We start from the raw sequence: 16,950 nt of genomic DNA on the forward strand, positions 1-16,950 counted from the left end.
GGCTGGTAAGCAGGCAAATCCGCTTACCGTAAAGGCTGAGCTGTGATGGGGAAGCCCTTTATGGGCGAACTCCCTGATTCTACGCTGCCAAGAAAAGCTTCTAGCGATGGTAAATGGTGCCCGTACCGCAAACCGACACAGGTAGGCGAGGAGAGAATCCTAAGGTGAGCGAGAGAACTCTGGTTAAGGAACTCGGCAAAATGACCCCGTAACTTCGGGAGAAGGGGTGCTCTTCGTAAGGAGAGCCGCAGTGAATAGGCCCAAGCGACTGTTTAGCAAAAACACAGGTCTCTGCGAAGCCGCAAGGCGAAGTATAGGGGCTGACACCTGCCCGGTGCTGGAAGGTTAAGAGGAGAGGTTAGCTCCAGGCGAAGCTTTGAATCGAAGCCCCAGTAAACGGCGGCCGTAACTATAACGGTCCTAAGGTAGCGAAATTCCTTGTCGGGTAAGTTCCGACCCGCACGAAAGGTGTAACGACTTGGGCACTGTCTCAACCAGAGACTCGGTGAAATTATAGTACCTGTGAAGATGCAGGTTACCCGCGACAGGACGGAAAGACCCCGTGGAGCTTTACTGTAGCCTGATATTGAATTTTGGTACAGCTTGTACAGAATAGGCGGGAGCCTGGGAAGCCGGAGCGCCAGCTTCGGTGGAGGCGCCTGTGGGATACCGCTCTGGCTGTATTGAAGTTCTAACCCGCGCCCCTCATCGGGGCGGGAGACAGTGTCAGGTGGGCAGTTTGACTGGGGCGGTCGCCTCCTAAAGTGTAACGGAGGCGCCCAAAGGTTCCCTCAGAATGGTTGGAAATCATTCGAAGAGTGTAAAGGCATAAGGGAGCTTGACTGCGAGACCTACAAGTCGAGCAGGGACGAAAGTCGGGCTTAGTGATCCGGTGGTTCCGCATGGAAGGGCCATCGCTCAACGGATAAAAGCTACCCCGGGGATAACAGGCTTATCTCCCCCAAGAGTCCACATCGACGGGGAGGTTTGGCACCTCGATGTCGGCTCATCGCATCCTGGGGCTGTAGTCGGTCCCAAGGGTTGGGCTGTTCGCCCATTAAAGCGGTACGCGAGCTGGGTTCAGAACGTCGTGAGACAGTTCGGTCCCTATCCGTCGCGGGCGCAGGAAATTTGAGAGGAGCTGTCCTTAGTACGAGAGGACCGGGATGGACGCACCGCTGGTGTACCAGTTGTTCTGCCAAGGGCATCGCTGGGTAGCTATGTGCGGACGGGATAAGTGCTGAAAGCATCTAAGCATGAAGCCCCCCTCAAGATGAGATTTCCCATAGCGTCAAGCTAGTAAGATCCCTGAAAGATGATCAGGTTGATAGGTCTGAGGTGTAAGCGTGGCGACACGTGCAGCTGACAGATACTAATCGATCGAGGGCTTAATCATAATTACACAGCACAGCGTGTTATCTAGTTTTGAGGGAATATCCTTCAAACCAAATAGGTCTAGTGATGATGGCGAAGAGGCCACACCCGTTCCCATACCGAACACGGAAGTTAAGCTCTTCAGCGCCGATGGTAGTTGGGGGTTTCCCCCTGTGAGAGTAGGACGTCGCTAGGCATACAAAAAAGACTAAATCACTGAGATTTAGTCTTTTTTGTATGCCTTAATGAATACTCCCTGCTTGAAGTGGGGTTTCTTACATATCATTTCCCGCGAGGCTTAACGATATGGAATTTGCAGCACTCTGAAAAACCTCTTTCAAGCAATGCACAGTTATAACTCCCTCTGCTTGCTGAATGTTCCTTTAGAGAAGAGGAGAACCAAGATATATTTTCTTCATTAATGAACTTCTTCACCTATGCCATGTTGGTATACATTTGAGGAAGAGAAAATCCTTCGTAATTTCATTAAAAATAGAAAGTTCTTATTTGGCGAATTATTCAGAGTAGTATCAACCCTTATTAAACCGCTTTCTTTGTTTTATTTTTTGTATTTTAATCTTATTTTTTCCATCTAACTAACAAAAGACGAACAATATTTTTTTAAGGTATATAAATATTCGATTTTTAGTTGACACTTCTTTAAAAAGATTGGTAAGATAACGAAGGAGACAAGAAAACGAAAAATACCTCATATAATCGCAGGGATATGGCCTGCAAGTTTCTACCTGATGACCGTAAATCATTGGACTATGAGGGAAAGCTGCTTAGTGTATCTTAGTCCAACAGGATGAATGTGCCTAGGTAGAGTACTTTCCCTCATAAAGGGAATACTCTGCTTAGGCTTTTTTATTTGGATGGGAGGCTCGGTATGAAACCGGTAATTGGAGTTATTATGGGAAGCACTTCGGATTGGGAAACGATGAAGCATGCATGTGATGTACTGGATGAGCTAGGAATTTCATATGAAAAGCAGGTTGTATCAGCCCACCGTACTCCAGATTATATGTTTGAATATGCAGAAACTGCAAGGGAAAAGGGACTTAAGGTCATTATTGCAGGGGCTGGAGGAGCGGCTCATTTGCCAGGAATGGTAGCTGCGAAAACAACACTCCCTGTCATTGGTGTTCCTGTACAGTCAAAGGCCTTAAACGGACTTGATTCTTTATTATCAATCGTTCAAATGCCGGGAGGAGTCCCGGTTGCAACTGTAGCGATCGGAAAGGCTGGGGCAACAAACGCTGGCTTGCTGGCAGCGGAAATTCTCGGAGCGTTTGACGATACAATATATATGGCTTTGGAAAAGAGAAGAGAAGAAACGAAAAGAACGGTATTAGAAGGCAGTGAACTCCTATGACGAAGAGGATTATACCTGGTCAAACTATAGGTATTATCGGAGGCGGCCAGCTTGGACGAATGATGGCTATTTCCGCAAGGGAGATGGGCTATAATATTGCTGTGCTAGAGCCAACTCCAAATGGTCCTTGCGCACAATTGGCGGACATAGAAATTGTTGCTCCTTATAACGACTTACAAGCTATTGAACAATTAGCTAAGGTTAGCGATGTAATTACGTACGAATTCGAAAATATTGACTACGATTGCTTGCGCTGGTTAGAGCAAAATGCATATTTACCACAAGGAAGCAAAGTACTGCAAACAACTCAAAATAGGTTCACGGAGAAAAATGCAATTTCTAATGCGGGAATTCCCGTTGCTCCCTATGCATTGGTTCGCAGCCAACAAGAGTTACTCTCTGCATTGGAGCGATTATCATATCCCTCTGTGTTAAAAACAACAACAGGTGGATACGACGGGAAGGGACAAGTTGTCATTCGGAATGAAGAAGGGCTCGCTCCTGCAATAGAGCTTGTGGAGCAAGCTGAATGCATATTAGAGGCTTGGGTGCCGTTTGAAAAAGAAATTTCTGTTATTGTAGTGCGATCTGTTGGCGGAGAAACAAAGGTGTTTCCAGTAGCAGAGAATATCCATGTTGAGAATATCTTGCATGAAACAATTGTACCGGCTCGGATTTCGCAAGAAGTTGAACAAAAAGCACTAGAGTGCGCAGAACATTTGGCAAATGAACTTGGGCTAATCGGTACGCTTGCTGTAGAAATGTTTGTAACTGCAGATGGAGGGCTATATGTTAATGAGTTAGCCCCGAGACCTCATAACTCAGGACACTATACGATTGATGCGTGCGAGACAAGTCAGTTTGAGCAGCATGTTCGCGCGGTTTGTAATTTGCCTCTCGGTGAAACAACCTTATTAAAGCCGGTTGTTATGGTAAATATCCTCGGAGAGCATGTAGAAGGAATTCTTGGTCAGCTAGATCAGCTTTCAGACAGCAAGCTTCATTTGTATGGAAAGAGTGAGGCAAAGTATAAACGTAAGATGGGACATCTGAATATTTTAGCAGACCATACAGATATAGCCTTGGAAAAGGCCCGAACACTAGGTGTTTGGCATAGGGAAGAACAATTATTGGAGGGGACAAAATGATTAATCGTTATACGCGCCCGGAAATGGGAGCTATTTGGACGGAAGAAAATAAGTTTCAAGCATGGCTTGAAGTAGAAATTTTAGCATGTGAGGCATGGGCTGAGCTTGGCGAAATTCCAAAAGAGGATGTACAAAAGCTCCGTGCGAACGCATCCTTTGATATCAATCGTATTTATGAAATCGAAGAAGAAACGCGTCACGATGTTGTTGCATTTACACGGGCAGTATCCGAAACACTAGGTGAAGAGCGTAAGTGGGTACACTACGGTTTAACGTCTACAGATGTAGTAGACACAGCACTATCTTATTTATTAAGACAAGCGAACGAAATCCTTCTTAAGGACATTGAGCGTTTCGTTGAGATTTTGAAAGAAAAAGCTAAAGAGCATAAATATACGGTAATGATGGGAAGAACGCACGGTGTTCATGCAGAACCGACTACATTTGGTTTAAAGCTGGCACTTTGGTATGAGGAAATGAAACGTAATTTAGAACGTTTCAAGCAAGCTGCTGAGAGCGTGCGTGTAGGTAAAATTTCCGGTGCTGTTGGTACGTATGCAAATATTGATCCATTTGTTGAAAAGTTTGTATGTGAAAAGCTTGGATTAGCAGCAGCTCCAATTTCCACACAAACATTACAGCGTGACCGCCATGCTCACTATATGGGAACACTGGCTCTCATTGCAACATCTATCGAAAAAATGGCTGTAGAAATTCGCGGCTTGCAAAAGAGTGAAACGCGTGAGGTAGAAGAGTTCTTTGCGAAAGGGCAAAAAGGATCTTCCGCTATGCCTCATAAACGTAATCCAATCGGCTCTGAGAATATGACAGGATTAGCTCGCGTAATCCGCGGTTATATGATGACAGCGTATGAGAACGTTCCGCTTTGGCATGAGCGCGATATTTCCCATTCATCCGCTGAGCGCGTTATTTTACCGGATGCAACAATCGCACTTAACTACATGTTAAACCGCTTCGGTAATATCGTGAAAAACTTAACGGTATTCCCAGAAAACATGAAGCGCAACATGCAAAGAACGTTCGGTCTTATCTATTCCCAACGTGTAATGCTTTCCTTGATTGACAAAGGTCTTGTTCGCGAAGAAGCTTACGATATCGTACAGCCGAAAGCGATGGAAGCGTGGGAGAAGCAAGTGCAGTTTAAAGAGCTTGTAGAAAGTGATGAGCGTATTACAAGCAAGCTGTCTCAAGAAGAAATTAACGAATGCTTTAACTATGAATATCATTTACAGCATGTGGATACAATTTTTGAACGTCTTGGCTTAAACTGATAATTGGATATGGCACAGAATACATAAATTCTGTGCCATATTATTTAATCGAACGATTCTTACTATTCAAAACATAGGGGGCACTCGGGATGCAAAAGTTAGATTTGCTCTATGAGGGAAAAGCAAAGAGAATTTATCGGACGGAGCAGGAAGGCATTGTTTGGGTAGAATATAAAGACAGCGCAACAGCTTTTAACGGTGAGAAAAAAGCAAGCATTTCCGGTAAAGGGCGTTTGAATAATGAAATTACAAGCCTGTTGTTCAAAAAGCTGCATGAGGCTGGAATTCCTAGTCACTTTATTGAAAAAGTGTCTGATACGGAGCAGCTTGTGAAAGCAGTAAAAATTATTCCTCTTGAGGTAGTTGTTAGAAATATTGCTGCAGGCAGCCTTTCGAAGCGTTTAGGCTTAGAAGAAGGCGTTCAGCTCAAGTCAACGATTGTTGAATTTTATTATAAAGATGATAGCCTAGGTGACCCGCTTGTAACGGAAGATCACATTCATTTGCTAGGTCTTGCTTCTTCTGAGCAGCTTGCATCTCTGCGCGAAGCAGCATTAAAGGTGAACGATGTTCTAACAGAGCACTTCTCAGCATGCGGTGTTAGATTAGTCGACTTTAAGCTTGAGTTCGGTGTAACAGAAGAGGGCAGCATTTTATTAGCTGATGAAATCTCACCGGATACATGCCGTCTTTGGGATAAAGAAAGTAATGAAAAGTTTGATAAAGATGTATTCCGTCGTGATTTAGGAAACTTAACAGATGCGTATGAAGAAATTTTAAAACGATTAGGGGGAGCTTCACATGTATAAAGTAAAAGTTTATGTTACGTTACGCGAAAGCGTGCTTGATCCACAAGGAAATGCTGTAAAAGGTGCTCTGCACAGCCTATCTTTTAATGCTGTACAAGATGTACGTATCGGAAAATACTTGGAGTTGAAAATTGATCAAGATGTAGCGGATATTGACACATTAGTAAAAGAAATGTGTGAAAAGCTTCTAACGAATGTTGTAATTGAAGATTACCGTTATGATGTTGAGGAGGTAGTCGCACAGTGAAATTCGCCGTAATCGTTTTTCCTGGTTCCAACTGTGACGTGGATATGTATCATGCTGTGAAGGATGAGCTTGGAGAAGAAGTAGAATATGTTTGGCATACTGCCGACAACTTAGATGAGTATGATGCAGTTCTATTGCCAGGCGGTTTCTCCTACGGTGATTACCTGCGCTGCGGAGCAATTGCCCATTATTCAAATGTAATGGCTGCTGTGAAAAAAGCAGCTGAAGCTGGCAAACCGGTTTTAGGTGTTTGTAATGGATTCCAAATTTTAGTAGAATCCGGTTTGCTGCCAGGTGCTTTAATTCGTAACCAAAACCTGAAATTTATGTGCCGTCCGGTTGAGCTTCGTGTAGAAAACAACAACACGATGTTTACTTCACAATATGAGGCCGGAGAAATTATCACGATTCCGATTGCGCATGGTGAGGGTAACTATTACTGTGATGAAGAAACGCTTAAGAAGCTAGAAGCAAATAATCAAATTGTGTTCCGCTATGCTAGCAACCCGAACGGAAGTTTACTTGATATTGCTGGTATTGTGAACGAAAAAGGAAATGTACTTGGAATGATGCCGCATCCTGAGCGCGCTGTAGACGAATTGTTAGGCGGAGCAGACGGATTGAAAATGTTCCGATCTATTTTGAAGCACTGGAGGGAAACGTATGTCGTTACAGCTTGAGCCAAATCCACAGCAAATTAAAGAAAAAAGAATATATGCCGAAATGGGATTGTCCGATGAAGAATTTGCAATGGTCGAGAAAATCCTCGGCCGCCTTCCAAACTACACAGAAATCGGTCTTTTCTCTGTTATGTGGTCTGAGCACTGCAGCTACAAAAACTCCAAGCCTGTACTTCGTAAGTTTCCAGTAACAGGCGAGCGTGTTTTGCAAGGTCCGGGAGAAGGCGCTGGTATTGTAGATATCGGAGACAATCAAGCGGTTGTATTTAAAATTGAGAGTCATAACCATCCATCTGCGATTGAGCCGTACCAAGGCGCAGCAACAGGGGTGGGCGGTATTATTCGTGACGTGTTCTCTATGGGAGCTCGTCCAATTGCTCTATTAAACTCTCTTCGCTTCGGAGAACTGAAAACTCCGCGCGTGAAATATTTGTTTGAAGAAGTAGTTGCTGGTATTGCAGGCTACGGAAACTGTATTGGGATTCCGACAGTAGGCGGCGAAATCCAATTTGATGATTGCTATGAAGGAAATCCGCTTGTAAACGCAATGTGCGTAGGCTTAATTAACCATGAAGATATTAAAAAAGGTCAAGCACACGGCGAAGGCAACACAGTTATGTATGTTGGTGCAGCTACAGGACGCGATGGCATCCACGGTGCAACATTCGCTTCTGAAGACCTTTCTGAAGAATCAGAATCCAAACGTACAGCTGTACAAGTAGGCGATCCATTTATGGAAAAGCTTTTACTTGAAGCATGTCTAGAGCTTGTGCACTTTGATGCGCTTGTTGGTATTCAAGATATGGGTGCAGCAGGGCTTACATCATCTTCTGCTGAAATGGCAAGTAAAGCTGGCATGGGAATTGAGATGTACCTAGATCATGTACCACAGCGTGAAACAGGTATGACAGCATATGAAATGATGCTATCTGAATCTCAAGAGCGTATGCTTATCGTTGTGAAAAAAGGACGCGAGCAGGAGATTGTTGACCTATTCCACAAGTACGGCTTAGAAGCTGTATCAATCGGTAAGGTAACAAGCGATAAAATGCTTCGCTTATATCATAAAGGTGAAATTGTAGCAGAGGTTCCTGCTGATGCATTAGCAGAGGAAGCGCCAGTTTACCACAAGCCTTCTAAAGAGCCGGCGTACTTTGCTGAGTTCCAAGGGATGACATTAGAAACACCAGAGGTAAACGATTATAAAGAAACATTGCTTGCTCTCCTGCAGCAGCCAACAATCGCAAGTAAGGAATGGGTATATGACCAGTACGATTATCAGGTTCGTACAAACACGGTTGTCACACCTGGTTCTGATGCTGCTGTAGTGCGCGTACGCGGAACGAAAAAGGCGTTAGCGATGACAACAGATTGTAACTCCCGCTATATCTACCTAGATCCAGAAACGGGCGGAAAAATTGCTGTAGCTGAAGCAGCGCGTAACATCGTTTGCTCCGGAGCAGAGCCTCTAGCGATTACAGACTGCTTAAACTACGGAAATCCAGAAAAACCAGAGATTTTCTGGCAAATTGAAAAGTCTGTAGACGGTATGAGCGAAGCTTGCCGTACGTTAGGCACACCGGTTATCGGCGGAAACGTATCACTATACAATGAGCGCAGCGGTGAGGCGATTTATCCAACTCCTACTGTTGGTATGGTCGGTCTTGTGCATAATTTAAGCCATATTACAACACAAGAGTTCAAGCAAGCAGGCGACTTAGTATACGTAATTGGAGAAACAAAAGCAGAATTTGGCGGAAGCGAACTGCAAAAACTATTGAATGATGGTCGAATCTTTGGACCAGCTCCAGCGATTGATTTAGATGTAGAATCAAAGCGTCAAAAGCAATTATTAAGTGCAATCCAAGATGGTCTTGTGCAATCAGCCCATGACGTGGCTGAAGGCGGCTTTGCAGTAGCAATTGCCGAAGCTCTCATTGGAGCAAAAGGCCTTGGAGCAAATGTAAAAGTAACGGGTGAAGCGGTGGCTGCTTTATTTGCAGAAACGCAATCACGATTTATTGTATCTGTTAAGCCAGAAAATAAAGAAGCATTTGAACAAGCTGTTGAAGCGTATCTTATTGGAGAAGTGACAAACACAAATGAGCTTGTAATCCAAGGCGAAGAGGGGCAAGTGCTTGTACAAGCTTCAGTAGATCAGATGAGGGATGCTTGGAAAGGAGCAATTGCATGCTTGCTGAAATAAAAGGCTTAAATGAAGAATGCGGGATTTTCGGCATTTGGGGTCATGAAAATGCGGCGCAAATCACGTATTACGGTCTGCACAGTCTGCAGCACCGCGGTCAAGAAGGAGCCGGTATTGTTGTCAGCAACGGAGAGAAGCTAATTGGTCATAAGGGGCTTGGGTTAGTAACAGAAGTGTTTTCGCAAGGTCAATTGGAGAAGCTAAGCGGAAAAGCTGCTATTGGACATGTGCGTTACGCAACAGCAGGTGGAGGCGGCCACGAAAACGTGCAGCCGCTTCTATTCCGCTCCCAGCTAGAAAGTCTTGCGCTTGCCCACAACGGAAATCTTGTGAACGCCAATAAATTAAAGCTTGAGCTCGAGATGCAAGGAAGTATTTTTCAAACAACGTCTGATACAGAAGTTTTGGCGCATTTGCTGAAGCGTCACGGTGAATTTCCGCTGCTAGATCGCGCTAAGGTAGCTTTAAATAAGATCGAAGGTGCATTTGCTTTCTTAATGATGACAGAAACACAGCTTCTTGTAGCGCTTGATCCAAATGGCTTCCGTCCGCTTGCGCTCGGAGAAATGGATGGGGCTTATGTAGTTGCATCTGAAACGTGTGCTTTTGATGTGGTAGGGGCACGCTATATTCGTGATGTACTGCCAGGTGAGCTGCTTGTCATTTCCGATGAAGGAATAGAATCCCATAACTTTACAACACAAACAAGAGATGCGATTTGCAGCATGGAATATATCTATTTTTCCCGTCCAGACAGCAATATTTCTGGTATTAATGTACACGCGGCACGCAAAAGCATGGGGAAGAAATTGGCGTATGAAGCACCGATTGAAGCAGATGTTGTGACAGGTGTTCCAGACTCAAGTATTTCTGCAGCGATTGGCTTTGCTGAAGTATCGGGTATTCCATACGAGATCGGTTTAATTAAGAACAGATACGTAGGCCGGACATTTATTCAGCCTTCGCAAGAGCTGCGCGAGCGCGGTGTAAAAATGAAGCTCTCTCCTGTCCGCGGTATTGTCGAAGGAAAGCGCGTTGTCATGATTGATGATTCCATCGTACGCGGCACAACAAGCCGACGTATTGTACAAATGCTTCGTGATGCAGGAGCAACAGAGGTTCATGTTCGAATTGCTTCACCTCCTATTATGAATCCTTGCTATTATGGCATTGATACATCTACACGCGAGGAACTGATTGCTGCGACGCATTCTATTGAGGAAATTCGTGAATTAATTGGGGCAGACTCATTGGCATTTTTGAGCGAAGAGGGAATGCTCGAAGCGGTAGGGCGTCCGAATACAACAGAATCACGCGGACAGTGCACGGCATGTTTTAACGGAAAGTATCCAACGCCGACTTATGAAGATGAATTGGTGCATCAGCGCAGTTAACTTACAGGCTTCTACTTCGGTAGAAGCCGCGTTTCTTACATTAGGGAAAATATAAGATAAGTGGGGCTGTCTAGCTGCCACAGCCTGTTCCCTTCCGTAATATAGCTCCCAGCATAAACGGAAAAAGATTCTTCTATGTTGAGGAGTATGTTACTCCGGGAGCGAAAGCGGGCTGTGTCCGCTTTTCTTAAAAAGGAGGTAATTTATAGATGGCAAATGCATATAAACAAGCGGGTGTTGATATCGAAGCAGGCTATGAAGCCGTATCCCGCATGAAAAAGCACGTACAAAAAACAATAAGACCAGAAGTGCTTGGTGGACTAGGCGGCTTCGGCGGTATGTTTGATATTTCAAAGTTTGGTCTAAAGGAGCCTGTGCTTGTATCTGGTACGGATGGTGTTGGTACGAAGCTCATGGTGGCTTTTATTATGGATAAGCATGATACAATCGGGATAGATGCAGTAGCAATGTGTGTAAACGATATTGTTGTACAAGGTGCGGAGCCTATTTTCTTCCTTGATTACATCGCATGTGGAAAGGCAGATCCTGCGAAAATTGAAAGCATTGTAAAAGGAGTAGCACAAGGCTGTGAACAAGCAGGCTGCTCATTGATTGGCGGAGAAACAGCAGAAATGCCAGGGATGTATACGGAAGAGGAGTATGACCTAGCTGGGTTTACAGTAGGTATTGCCGATAAACAAAAGCTTGTAACAGGACAAAGCATTCAAGCTGGTGATGTGTTAATCGGTTTGGCTTCAAGCGGGATTCATAGTAATGGCTATTCCCTCGTACGTAAAGTTCTTTTTGAGGTTGGAAAGTTATCTCTTCATGAAAAGTACGGTAAACTCGAGAATACGCTCGGCGAAGAGCTATTAGTTCCTACAAAAATTTATGTAAAACCAATTTTAGCAGCGCTAAAGCAATTTGAAATTAAGGGAATGGCTCATATTACCGGCGGTGGTTTTATTGAGAATATTCCACGTATGCTTCCTGAAGGAATTGGAGCAGAAATTGAGTACGGCTCTTGGCCAATCTTGCCGATTTTCGATTTACTGCAGGAAACGGGCAAGCTAGATCAAAAGGAAATGTTCAACATTTTCAACATGGGTATCGGAATGGTGCTTGCGGTGAAGGAAGAGGATGTAGCTGGTATCACAGCCCTTCTAGAAGAGCAGGGAGAAAAAGCTTACGTAATCGGTCGTACAAAAGCAGGAGAAGGCATTAGTTTTGGAGGCGCGTTTGCATGAGTCGAATAGCAGTATTTGCATCGGGGAGCGGTACGAATTTTCAAGCGCTGGTCGATGCGGTGGAATGCGGCGCTTTAGATGTGAAAATTACCTTGCTAGTATGTGATAAGCCCGGTGCTAAGGTAATTGAACGTGCCAATAAGCATAACATTCCAGTGTTTGTTTTTTCTGCAAAGGATTACCCTTCTAAGGCTGCCTTTGAAACAGAAATTATAAAACATTTGCAGCAGGCAGAAGTGGATTGGGTTATTCTAGCCGGTTATATGCGTTTAATCGGCGAAACACTTTTATCTGCCTACAGCGGACGCATTGTGAACATCCATCCTTCTTTGCTTCCAAACTTTCCGGGTAAAGATGCAATTGGACAGGCTTTGGCCGCAGGTGTGAAGGAGACAGGCGTTACGGTTCATTATGTAGACGAAGGAATGGATACGGGTCCTATTATTGCCCAACAAGCAGTACAGGTAGAGAATGACACATACGAAAGTCTGCAAAAGAAGATCCAAGCTGTCGAACATACTTTGTATGTACAGACAATCCGAGATTTAGTACAGACAGGAGCGAAATTATAATGGCAACAAAACGCGCGCTAGTGAGCGTATCAAATAAAGAAGGCATTGTAGAATTTGTAAGAGGCTTAATCGAGCAAGGAGTAGAGGTTATCTCTACAGGCGGAACAAAGAAGCTATTACAAGAAAACGGCTTAAATGTAATTGGTATTTCAGATGTAACTGGCTTTCCTGAAATTATGGATGGCCGCGTAAAAACACTTCATCCGAATATTCATGGCGGTTTGCTTGCAGTTCGCGACAATGAAACACATATGGCACAAGCAAATGAGCTTGGCATTCAGCCAATTGACTTCGTTGTTGTAAACCTATACCCATTTAAAGAAACAGTGTCTAAGCCAGATGTTACTTTCGAAGATGCGATTGAAAATATCGATATCGGCGGTCCGACGATGATTCGTTCTGCAGCGAAAAACCATGAGTATGTGACTGTTCTTGTAGATCCAGCAGACTATGGTGCTGTTTTAGCAGAGCTGAAGGAAAACGGGGAAGTATCAAAAGGGTTAAAACAAAAGTTGGCGGCAAAGGTATTCCGTCATACAGCAGCTTACGATGCGCTGATCTCTGAGTACTTAACAAAGCAAGTTGGAGAAGAAAGCCCTGAATCGATCACAGTAACGTTTGAGAAGAAGCAGGATCTGCGCTACGGAGAAAACCCGCATCAAAAGGCTACTTTCTATAAGAGCGCATTTGCAGCAGCATCTTCTATTGCTTATGCAGAACAGCTTCATGGAAAAGAATTGTCTTATAACAACATTAACGATGCGGACGCAGCTCTTAGCATTGTAAAGGAATTCACTGAGCCTGCAGTTGTAGCGGTTAAGCATATGAATCCTTGCGGCGTTGGCGTTGGCAGCACAATTGAAGAAGCTTACGAGCGTGCGTATGCGGCAGATCCAGTATCTATTTTCGGCGGCATTGTAGCAGCAAACCGTGAAATCGATAAAGCGACAGCAGAAAAGCTGCATGAAATCTTCTTAGAAATTGTTATCGCTCCATCGTTCTCTAAAGAGGCATTAGAAGTTCTACAAGGAAAGAAAAACATTCGCCTTCTTACAGTTGATATTGCGAAGAGTGCTGCGGCAAGCAAAAAACTTACATCTGTACAGGGCGGCTTACTAGTACAGGAAGAGGACATCCTTTCTTTAGAAGATGCAAACGTGACTATTCCAACAAAGCGTCAGCCAACAGAGCAAGAATGGGAAGATTTGAAGCTAGGCTGGAAGGTTGTTAAGCATGTAAAATCCAATGCGATTGTTGTAGCAAAGGATAACATGACAATCGGTATCGGAGCAGGACAAATGAACCGTGTCGGCGCTGCGAACATCGCACTTGCGCAAGCAGGAGAAAAAGCAAAAGGCTCAGCTCTTGCATCTGATGCATTCTTCCCAATGGATGATACAGTAGAAGCGGCAGCAAAGGCAGGCGTAACGGCGATTATCCAGCCGGGCGGCTCTATCCGTGACGAAGATTCCATCAAAAAAGCGGATGAGTACGGCATTGCAATGGTGTTTACAGGAGTTCGTCACTTTAAACATTAATTCGGCAGGAGGAGAACCATGAACGTTTTAGTAATTGGCCGCGGCGGCCGTGAGCACGCATTAGCGTGGAAATTCGCACAATCGAAGCAAGTTGAGACAGTATATGTTGCACCTGGCAACGAAGGAATGAAAGATGTTGCTACACCTGTAGCAATTGATGAAAATGATTTTGATGCACTTGTTGCGTTCGCAAAGGAAAATAACGTTGGCTTAACAATGGTTGGGCCTGAGGTTCCATTAACAAACGGTGCTGTGGATGCATTTGAAGCAGCTGGTCTTCGCGTATTTGGACCTCGCGCTAACGCGGCAGTTATTGAAGGCAGCAAAGCATTTACAAAAGAATTAATGAAGAAATATAACGTTCCAACAGCTGCTTACGAAACATTTACAAATTACGAGGATGCAGCGGCGTATATTGAAAAAATCGGTGCGCCAATCGTTATTAAAGCTGATGGACTAGCTGCTGGTAAAGGTGTAACGGTAGCAATGACACTTGAAGATGCGCTGTCCGCTGTAAAGGAAATGATGGTAGACGCAAAATTTGGCGATGCAAGCCAAAAGGTTGTTGTCGAGCAGTTCCTGGAAGGACAAGAATTCTCTTTTATGGCATTCGTAAACGGAACAGCTGTTTATCCAATGATTATCTCACAGGATCATAAGCGTGCGTTTGATAATGATGAAGGTCCAAACACAGGTGGAATGGGTGCATATTCTCCAGTTCCGCAAATTCCTCAAAGTGTGTTAGATGAGGCAGTTGAAACAATTCTAAAACCTGTAGCAAATGCGATGGTACAGGAAGACCGCTCATTCACAGGTATTTTATATGCAGGACTTATTTTAACAGCGGAAGGTCCAAAGGTTATTGAGTTCAATGCACGATTCGGTGACCCGGAGACAGAGGTTTTACTGCCGCTGTTAGAAAGCGATCTTGTTGAAGTTATGATCGACGTATTAGACGGCAAAGAGCCGAAGCTAGAATGGTCAACAGACGCGCTTGTTGGTGTGTTCTTGGCATCTAAAGGCTATCCAGAAGAGTATAAAAAGGGCTACCCGATCTTTGGATTAGATGCTTTAAGTAAAGATGTACTTGTGTTTCATGCAGGGACAGCTGTAAAAGACGGACAATTCGTCAATGACGGCGGCCGTGTGCTGTTTGTTGCTTGCAAGGGCAGCGATTTGCGTGAGGCAAAGGCAAAGGTTTATAAAGAACTTCAAAATATTAAGAGTGAAGGCTTGTTCTACCGCTCTGATATCGGACAAAAGGCAATTGACTTTGTAACGGCATAAAACGGCATAAAAGCAAAAGGGGTGATTTTCAAAAGTGTTTGGAAAGCACCCCTTTTTAGTACATTTGCTGATTAGAGAATACACAAATATGAAACAAAAACCCTTAATTAAATGTAAGCGCTTTACATTTTAGGTATTTTCTACTATACTAGTAATTGGGTTGGATGGCGCGCGTGGCCGTCAAGGTATACAGCGTAGGTGGGGCTGGTACCAGGGATAAGGTATATTATTAGGATGTCCTTTTATTTTGTAAATGAAAAAGTAAATAGATAAATTTAAAAAGCTATCCGGATGACGATAGCTTTTTTAAATTTATAAAACGTAAATTTAGGGCGTATAAATGTTTTGGTTGATTGAGGGAAAATATTCCAATATATGGGTGTAATGAAAACTTCATACTTCTGTAACCATACATCATGTTCACTACGTTATAATAACTCAAAAGATGTATGTAGAGAGCTTGATAACATACGGATAAGAGAACTTTGTGTTTATTTTTCGTACAAGCTTTTATTTATACTGCGAAACAGGAAGGGAGATTATCATGGCATTTCGGTACATTTGTCCGCATTGTCAAGGAGACGGGCATAAGTATGGGTTCAGGCTGCTTTCCTTTATCAAATGTAAGGTTTGTAATGGGGAAGGGCATGTATATGTGTCTGATTATTTAAAATCTGATACTGTTGAGAAGGATAATCAAAATGTAGAACAGTTACCTAAGAAAGAATCTCCGTTATAGGGCTATCGCCTTAAAAAGTGTATTAAGCGAATAGAAAGGTTTGTCCCAAAAAGACGAAAAGGCTTCAAGAGATGATGAAGCCTTTTGGTTTGCTTTTACATAGGCTTGTATCGGTAAGGTATTAGCATTTTTGCAATTAACTAGTCGCTCACCGAATATAAAAAAATTCCTATTGTGTTTGTCTATTCTATATTTTATCCACCCTATTTCATGTCTTAGGCCGAAGATAGCCTCTCCTATAATCCGTATAGATTGAAAATAACAATCCTTCTAAGTCTTTTTAGAAACATGGTATAGCAAATATGGACTTCTCCCTATATTAGGTTTGAACTCATTAGCATTTAGAAAAGGGATCTAAAAAATGATTATGCTTTATATGTTGTACCAGGATTACAATCAAAAATACCCGCCTCATTTGAGACGGGTATCATACTAGCACATTGAGAACCAATAGAAATATGCTGATTCCTCTTCCGAATTCACAATGATTTCGTACCCAGAACCATTTCTTCTATTGCTGTCTCTATCTGTTTATCAGAAGCATCGTAGCCGTTGTTGTTAGATGCAGCTTCGTGTTTCTCACCATTGCTGCTTGAAGCAGAATGGTGTTTTTCGCTGTCGTCGCTGAACGGCCCGGCTTCTTGCTTTTTATCGTTAGCTTTATTTAGCATATTCATGGCTGGTAAATTCATGTATTTACCGAACTTCATTGCTTCCACTATCGGGCAGAATCTGACAATACCTTCAGCTACCTTCATCGCTCCAAGGAAGATAGAAAGCTTGGAGGAGAAGCACCAAGGCTTTCTAACAAGTTTGGCTGACGATAGGCTAATCATCGTTAGCCCGATTGTGATGCGAATAAGCGCATTTACGATACCAATATTTTGCTTAAAATGAAACAATTGAATCAGCTCCTTTTTACATGAGCATTGAAGGGGAAAGGATTCCGCTTCAATGTATAGTGTCCCTCACCTTTTTCCGACTATACAATCCAACATTTCGGTATACGCTAAAGGACGGTACGTGTTTTCATCATTTTTTG

At 43.5% G+C, this 16,950-nt stretch carries 14 protein-coding genes, 2 rRNA genes and 1 riboswitch (1 of these 17 running past the window's edge); of the genes, 15 read left to right on the plus strand and 1 reads right to left on the minus strand.

The annotated features are described in order from the left end of the window. From AC6HZ4_RS01470 to AC6HZ4_RS01540, 15 genes are all read left to right on the plus strand, one after another. Nucleotides 1–1,396: ribosomal RNA gene (locus AC6HZ4_RS01470) — 23S ribosomal RNA — on the plus strand; it begins 1,530 nt to the left of the window's first position. A gap of 58 nt (nt 1,397–1,454) precedes the next feature. Further along, nucleotides 1,455–1,570 (plus strand): 5S ribosomal RNA (gene rrf, locus AC6HZ4_RS01475). 493 nt (nt 1,571–2,063) lie between these two features. Next, nucleotides 2,064–2,165, plus strand: a riboswitch (purine riboswitch). Between the two features lie 98 nt (nt 2,166–2,263). Next, on the plus strand, nt 2,264–2,749 hold the full coding sequence (gene purE / locus AC6HZ4_RS01480) for a 5-(carboxyamino)imidazole ribonucleotide mutase (RefSeq protein WP_497493256.1): 486 nt from the start codon (nt 2,264–2,266) through the stop codon (nt 2,747–2,749). Continuing rightward, on the plus strand, nt 2,746–3,897 hold the full coding sequence (gene purK / locus AC6HZ4_RS01485; protein ID WP_497493257.1) for a 5-(carboxyamino)imidazole ribonucleotide synthase: 1,152 nt from the start codon (nt 2,746–2,748) through the stop codon (nt 3,895–3,897). The genes purE and purK overlap by 4 nt, the downstream gene beginning before the upstream one ends. Then, nucleotides 3,894–5,189: an adenylosuccinate lyase gene (gene purB / locus AC6HZ4_RS01490; RefSeq protein ID WP_497493258.1), complete on the plus strand. Its 1,296-nt coding sequence runs from the start codon at nt 3,894–3,896 to the stop codon at nt 5,187–5,189. The genes purK and purB overlap by 4 nt, the downstream gene beginning before the upstream one ends. A gap of 89 nt (nt 5,190–5,278) precedes the next feature. Further along, nucleotides 5,279–5,998 (plus strand): phosphoribosylaminoimidazolesuccinocarboxamide synthase, encoded by a 720-nt coding sequence (gene purC, locus AC6HZ4_RS01495; protein WP_497493259.1) that lies wholly within the window; start codon nt 5,279–5,281, stop codon nt 5,996–5,998. Then, on the plus strand, nt 5,991–6,245 hold the full coding sequence (gene purS / locus AC6HZ4_RS01500; RefSeq protein WP_497493260.1) for a phosphoribosylformylglycinamidine synthase subunit PurS: 255 nt from the start codon (nt 5,991–5,993) through the stop codon (nt 6,243–6,245). The genes purC and purS overlap by 8 nt, the downstream gene beginning before the upstream one ends. Beyond that, nucleotides 6,242–6,925: a phosphoribosylformylglycinamidine synthase subunit PurQ gene (gene purQ, locus AC6HZ4_RS01505; protein WP_497493261.1), complete on the plus strand. Its 684-nt coding sequence runs from the start codon at nt 6,242–6,244 to the stop codon at nt 6,923–6,925. The genes purS and purQ overlap by 4 nt, the downstream gene beginning before the upstream one ends. Beyond that, nucleotides 6,909–9,131, plus strand: coding sequence for a phosphoribosylformylglycinamidine synthase subunit PurL (gene purL / locus AC6HZ4_RS01510; RefSeq protein ID WP_497493262.1), 2,223 nt, complete (start codon nt 6,909–6,911; stop codon nt 9,129–9,131). Before purQ ends, purL begins: the two co-directional genes overlap by 17 nt. After that, on the plus strand, nt 9,116–10,525 hold the full coding sequence (purF, locus tag AC6HZ4_RS01515; protein WP_497493263.1) for an amidophosphoribosyltransferase: 1,410 nt from the start codon (nt 9,116–9,118) through the stop codon (nt 10,523–10,525). Before purL ends, purF begins: the two co-directional genes overlap by 16 nt. A 209-nt stretch (nt 10,526–10,734) precedes the next feature. Then, on the plus strand, nt 10,735–11,772 hold the full coding sequence (gene purM / locus AC6HZ4_RS01520; RefSeq protein WP_497493264.1) for a phosphoribosylformylglycinamidine cyclo-ligase: 1,038 nt from the start codon (nt 10,735–10,737) through the stop codon (nt 11,770–11,772). Beyond that, nucleotides 11,769–12,344: a phosphoribosylglycinamide formyltransferase gene (purN, locus tag AC6HZ4_RS01525; RefSeq protein ID WP_497493265.1), complete on the plus strand. Its 576-nt coding sequence runs from the start codon at nt 11,769–11,771 to the stop codon at nt 12,342–12,344. Before purM ends, purN begins: the two co-directional genes overlap by 4 nt. After that, complete coding sequence (gene purH, locus AC6HZ4_RS01530) at nt 12,344–13,882, plus strand: bifunctional phosphoribosylaminoimidazolecarboxamide formyltransferase/IMP cyclohydrolase (protein WP_497493266.1); 1,539 nt, start codon at nt 12,344–12,346, stop codon at nt 13,880–13,882. Before purN ends, purH begins: the two co-directional genes overlap by 1 nt. Nucleotides 13,883–13,900: 18 nt before the next feature. Further along, nucleotides 13,901–15,169, plus strand: coding sequence for a phosphoribosylamine--glycine ligase (gene purD / locus AC6HZ4_RS01535; RefSeq protein ID WP_497493267.1), 1,269 nt, complete (start codon nt 13,901–13,903; stop codon nt 15,167–15,169). 544 nt (nt 15,170–15,713) lie between these two features. Continuing rightward, nucleotides 15,714–15,908: a hypothetical protein gene (locus tag AC6HZ4_RS01540; RefSeq protein WP_497493268.1), complete on the plus strand. Its 195-nt coding sequence runs from the start codon at nt 15,714–15,716 to the stop codon at nt 15,906–15,908. A 479-nt stretch (nt 15,909–16,387) separates the two neighbouring features. Here AC6HZ4_RS01540 and AC6HZ4_RS01545 read toward each other — a convergent pair whose 3' ends face one another. Then, nucleotides 16,388–16,744 carry a YgaP family membrane protein gene (locus AC6HZ4_RS01545; RefSeq protein ID WP_497495559.1) on the minus strand — a complete coding sequence of 119 codons (357 nt, stop codon included), beginning with the start codon at nt 16,742–16,744 and terminating at the stop codon, nt 16,388–16,390. Between the last annotated feature and the right edge of the window lie 206 nt (nt 16,745–16,950).

The organism is Ectobacillus sp. OTK (assembly GCF_059698935.1).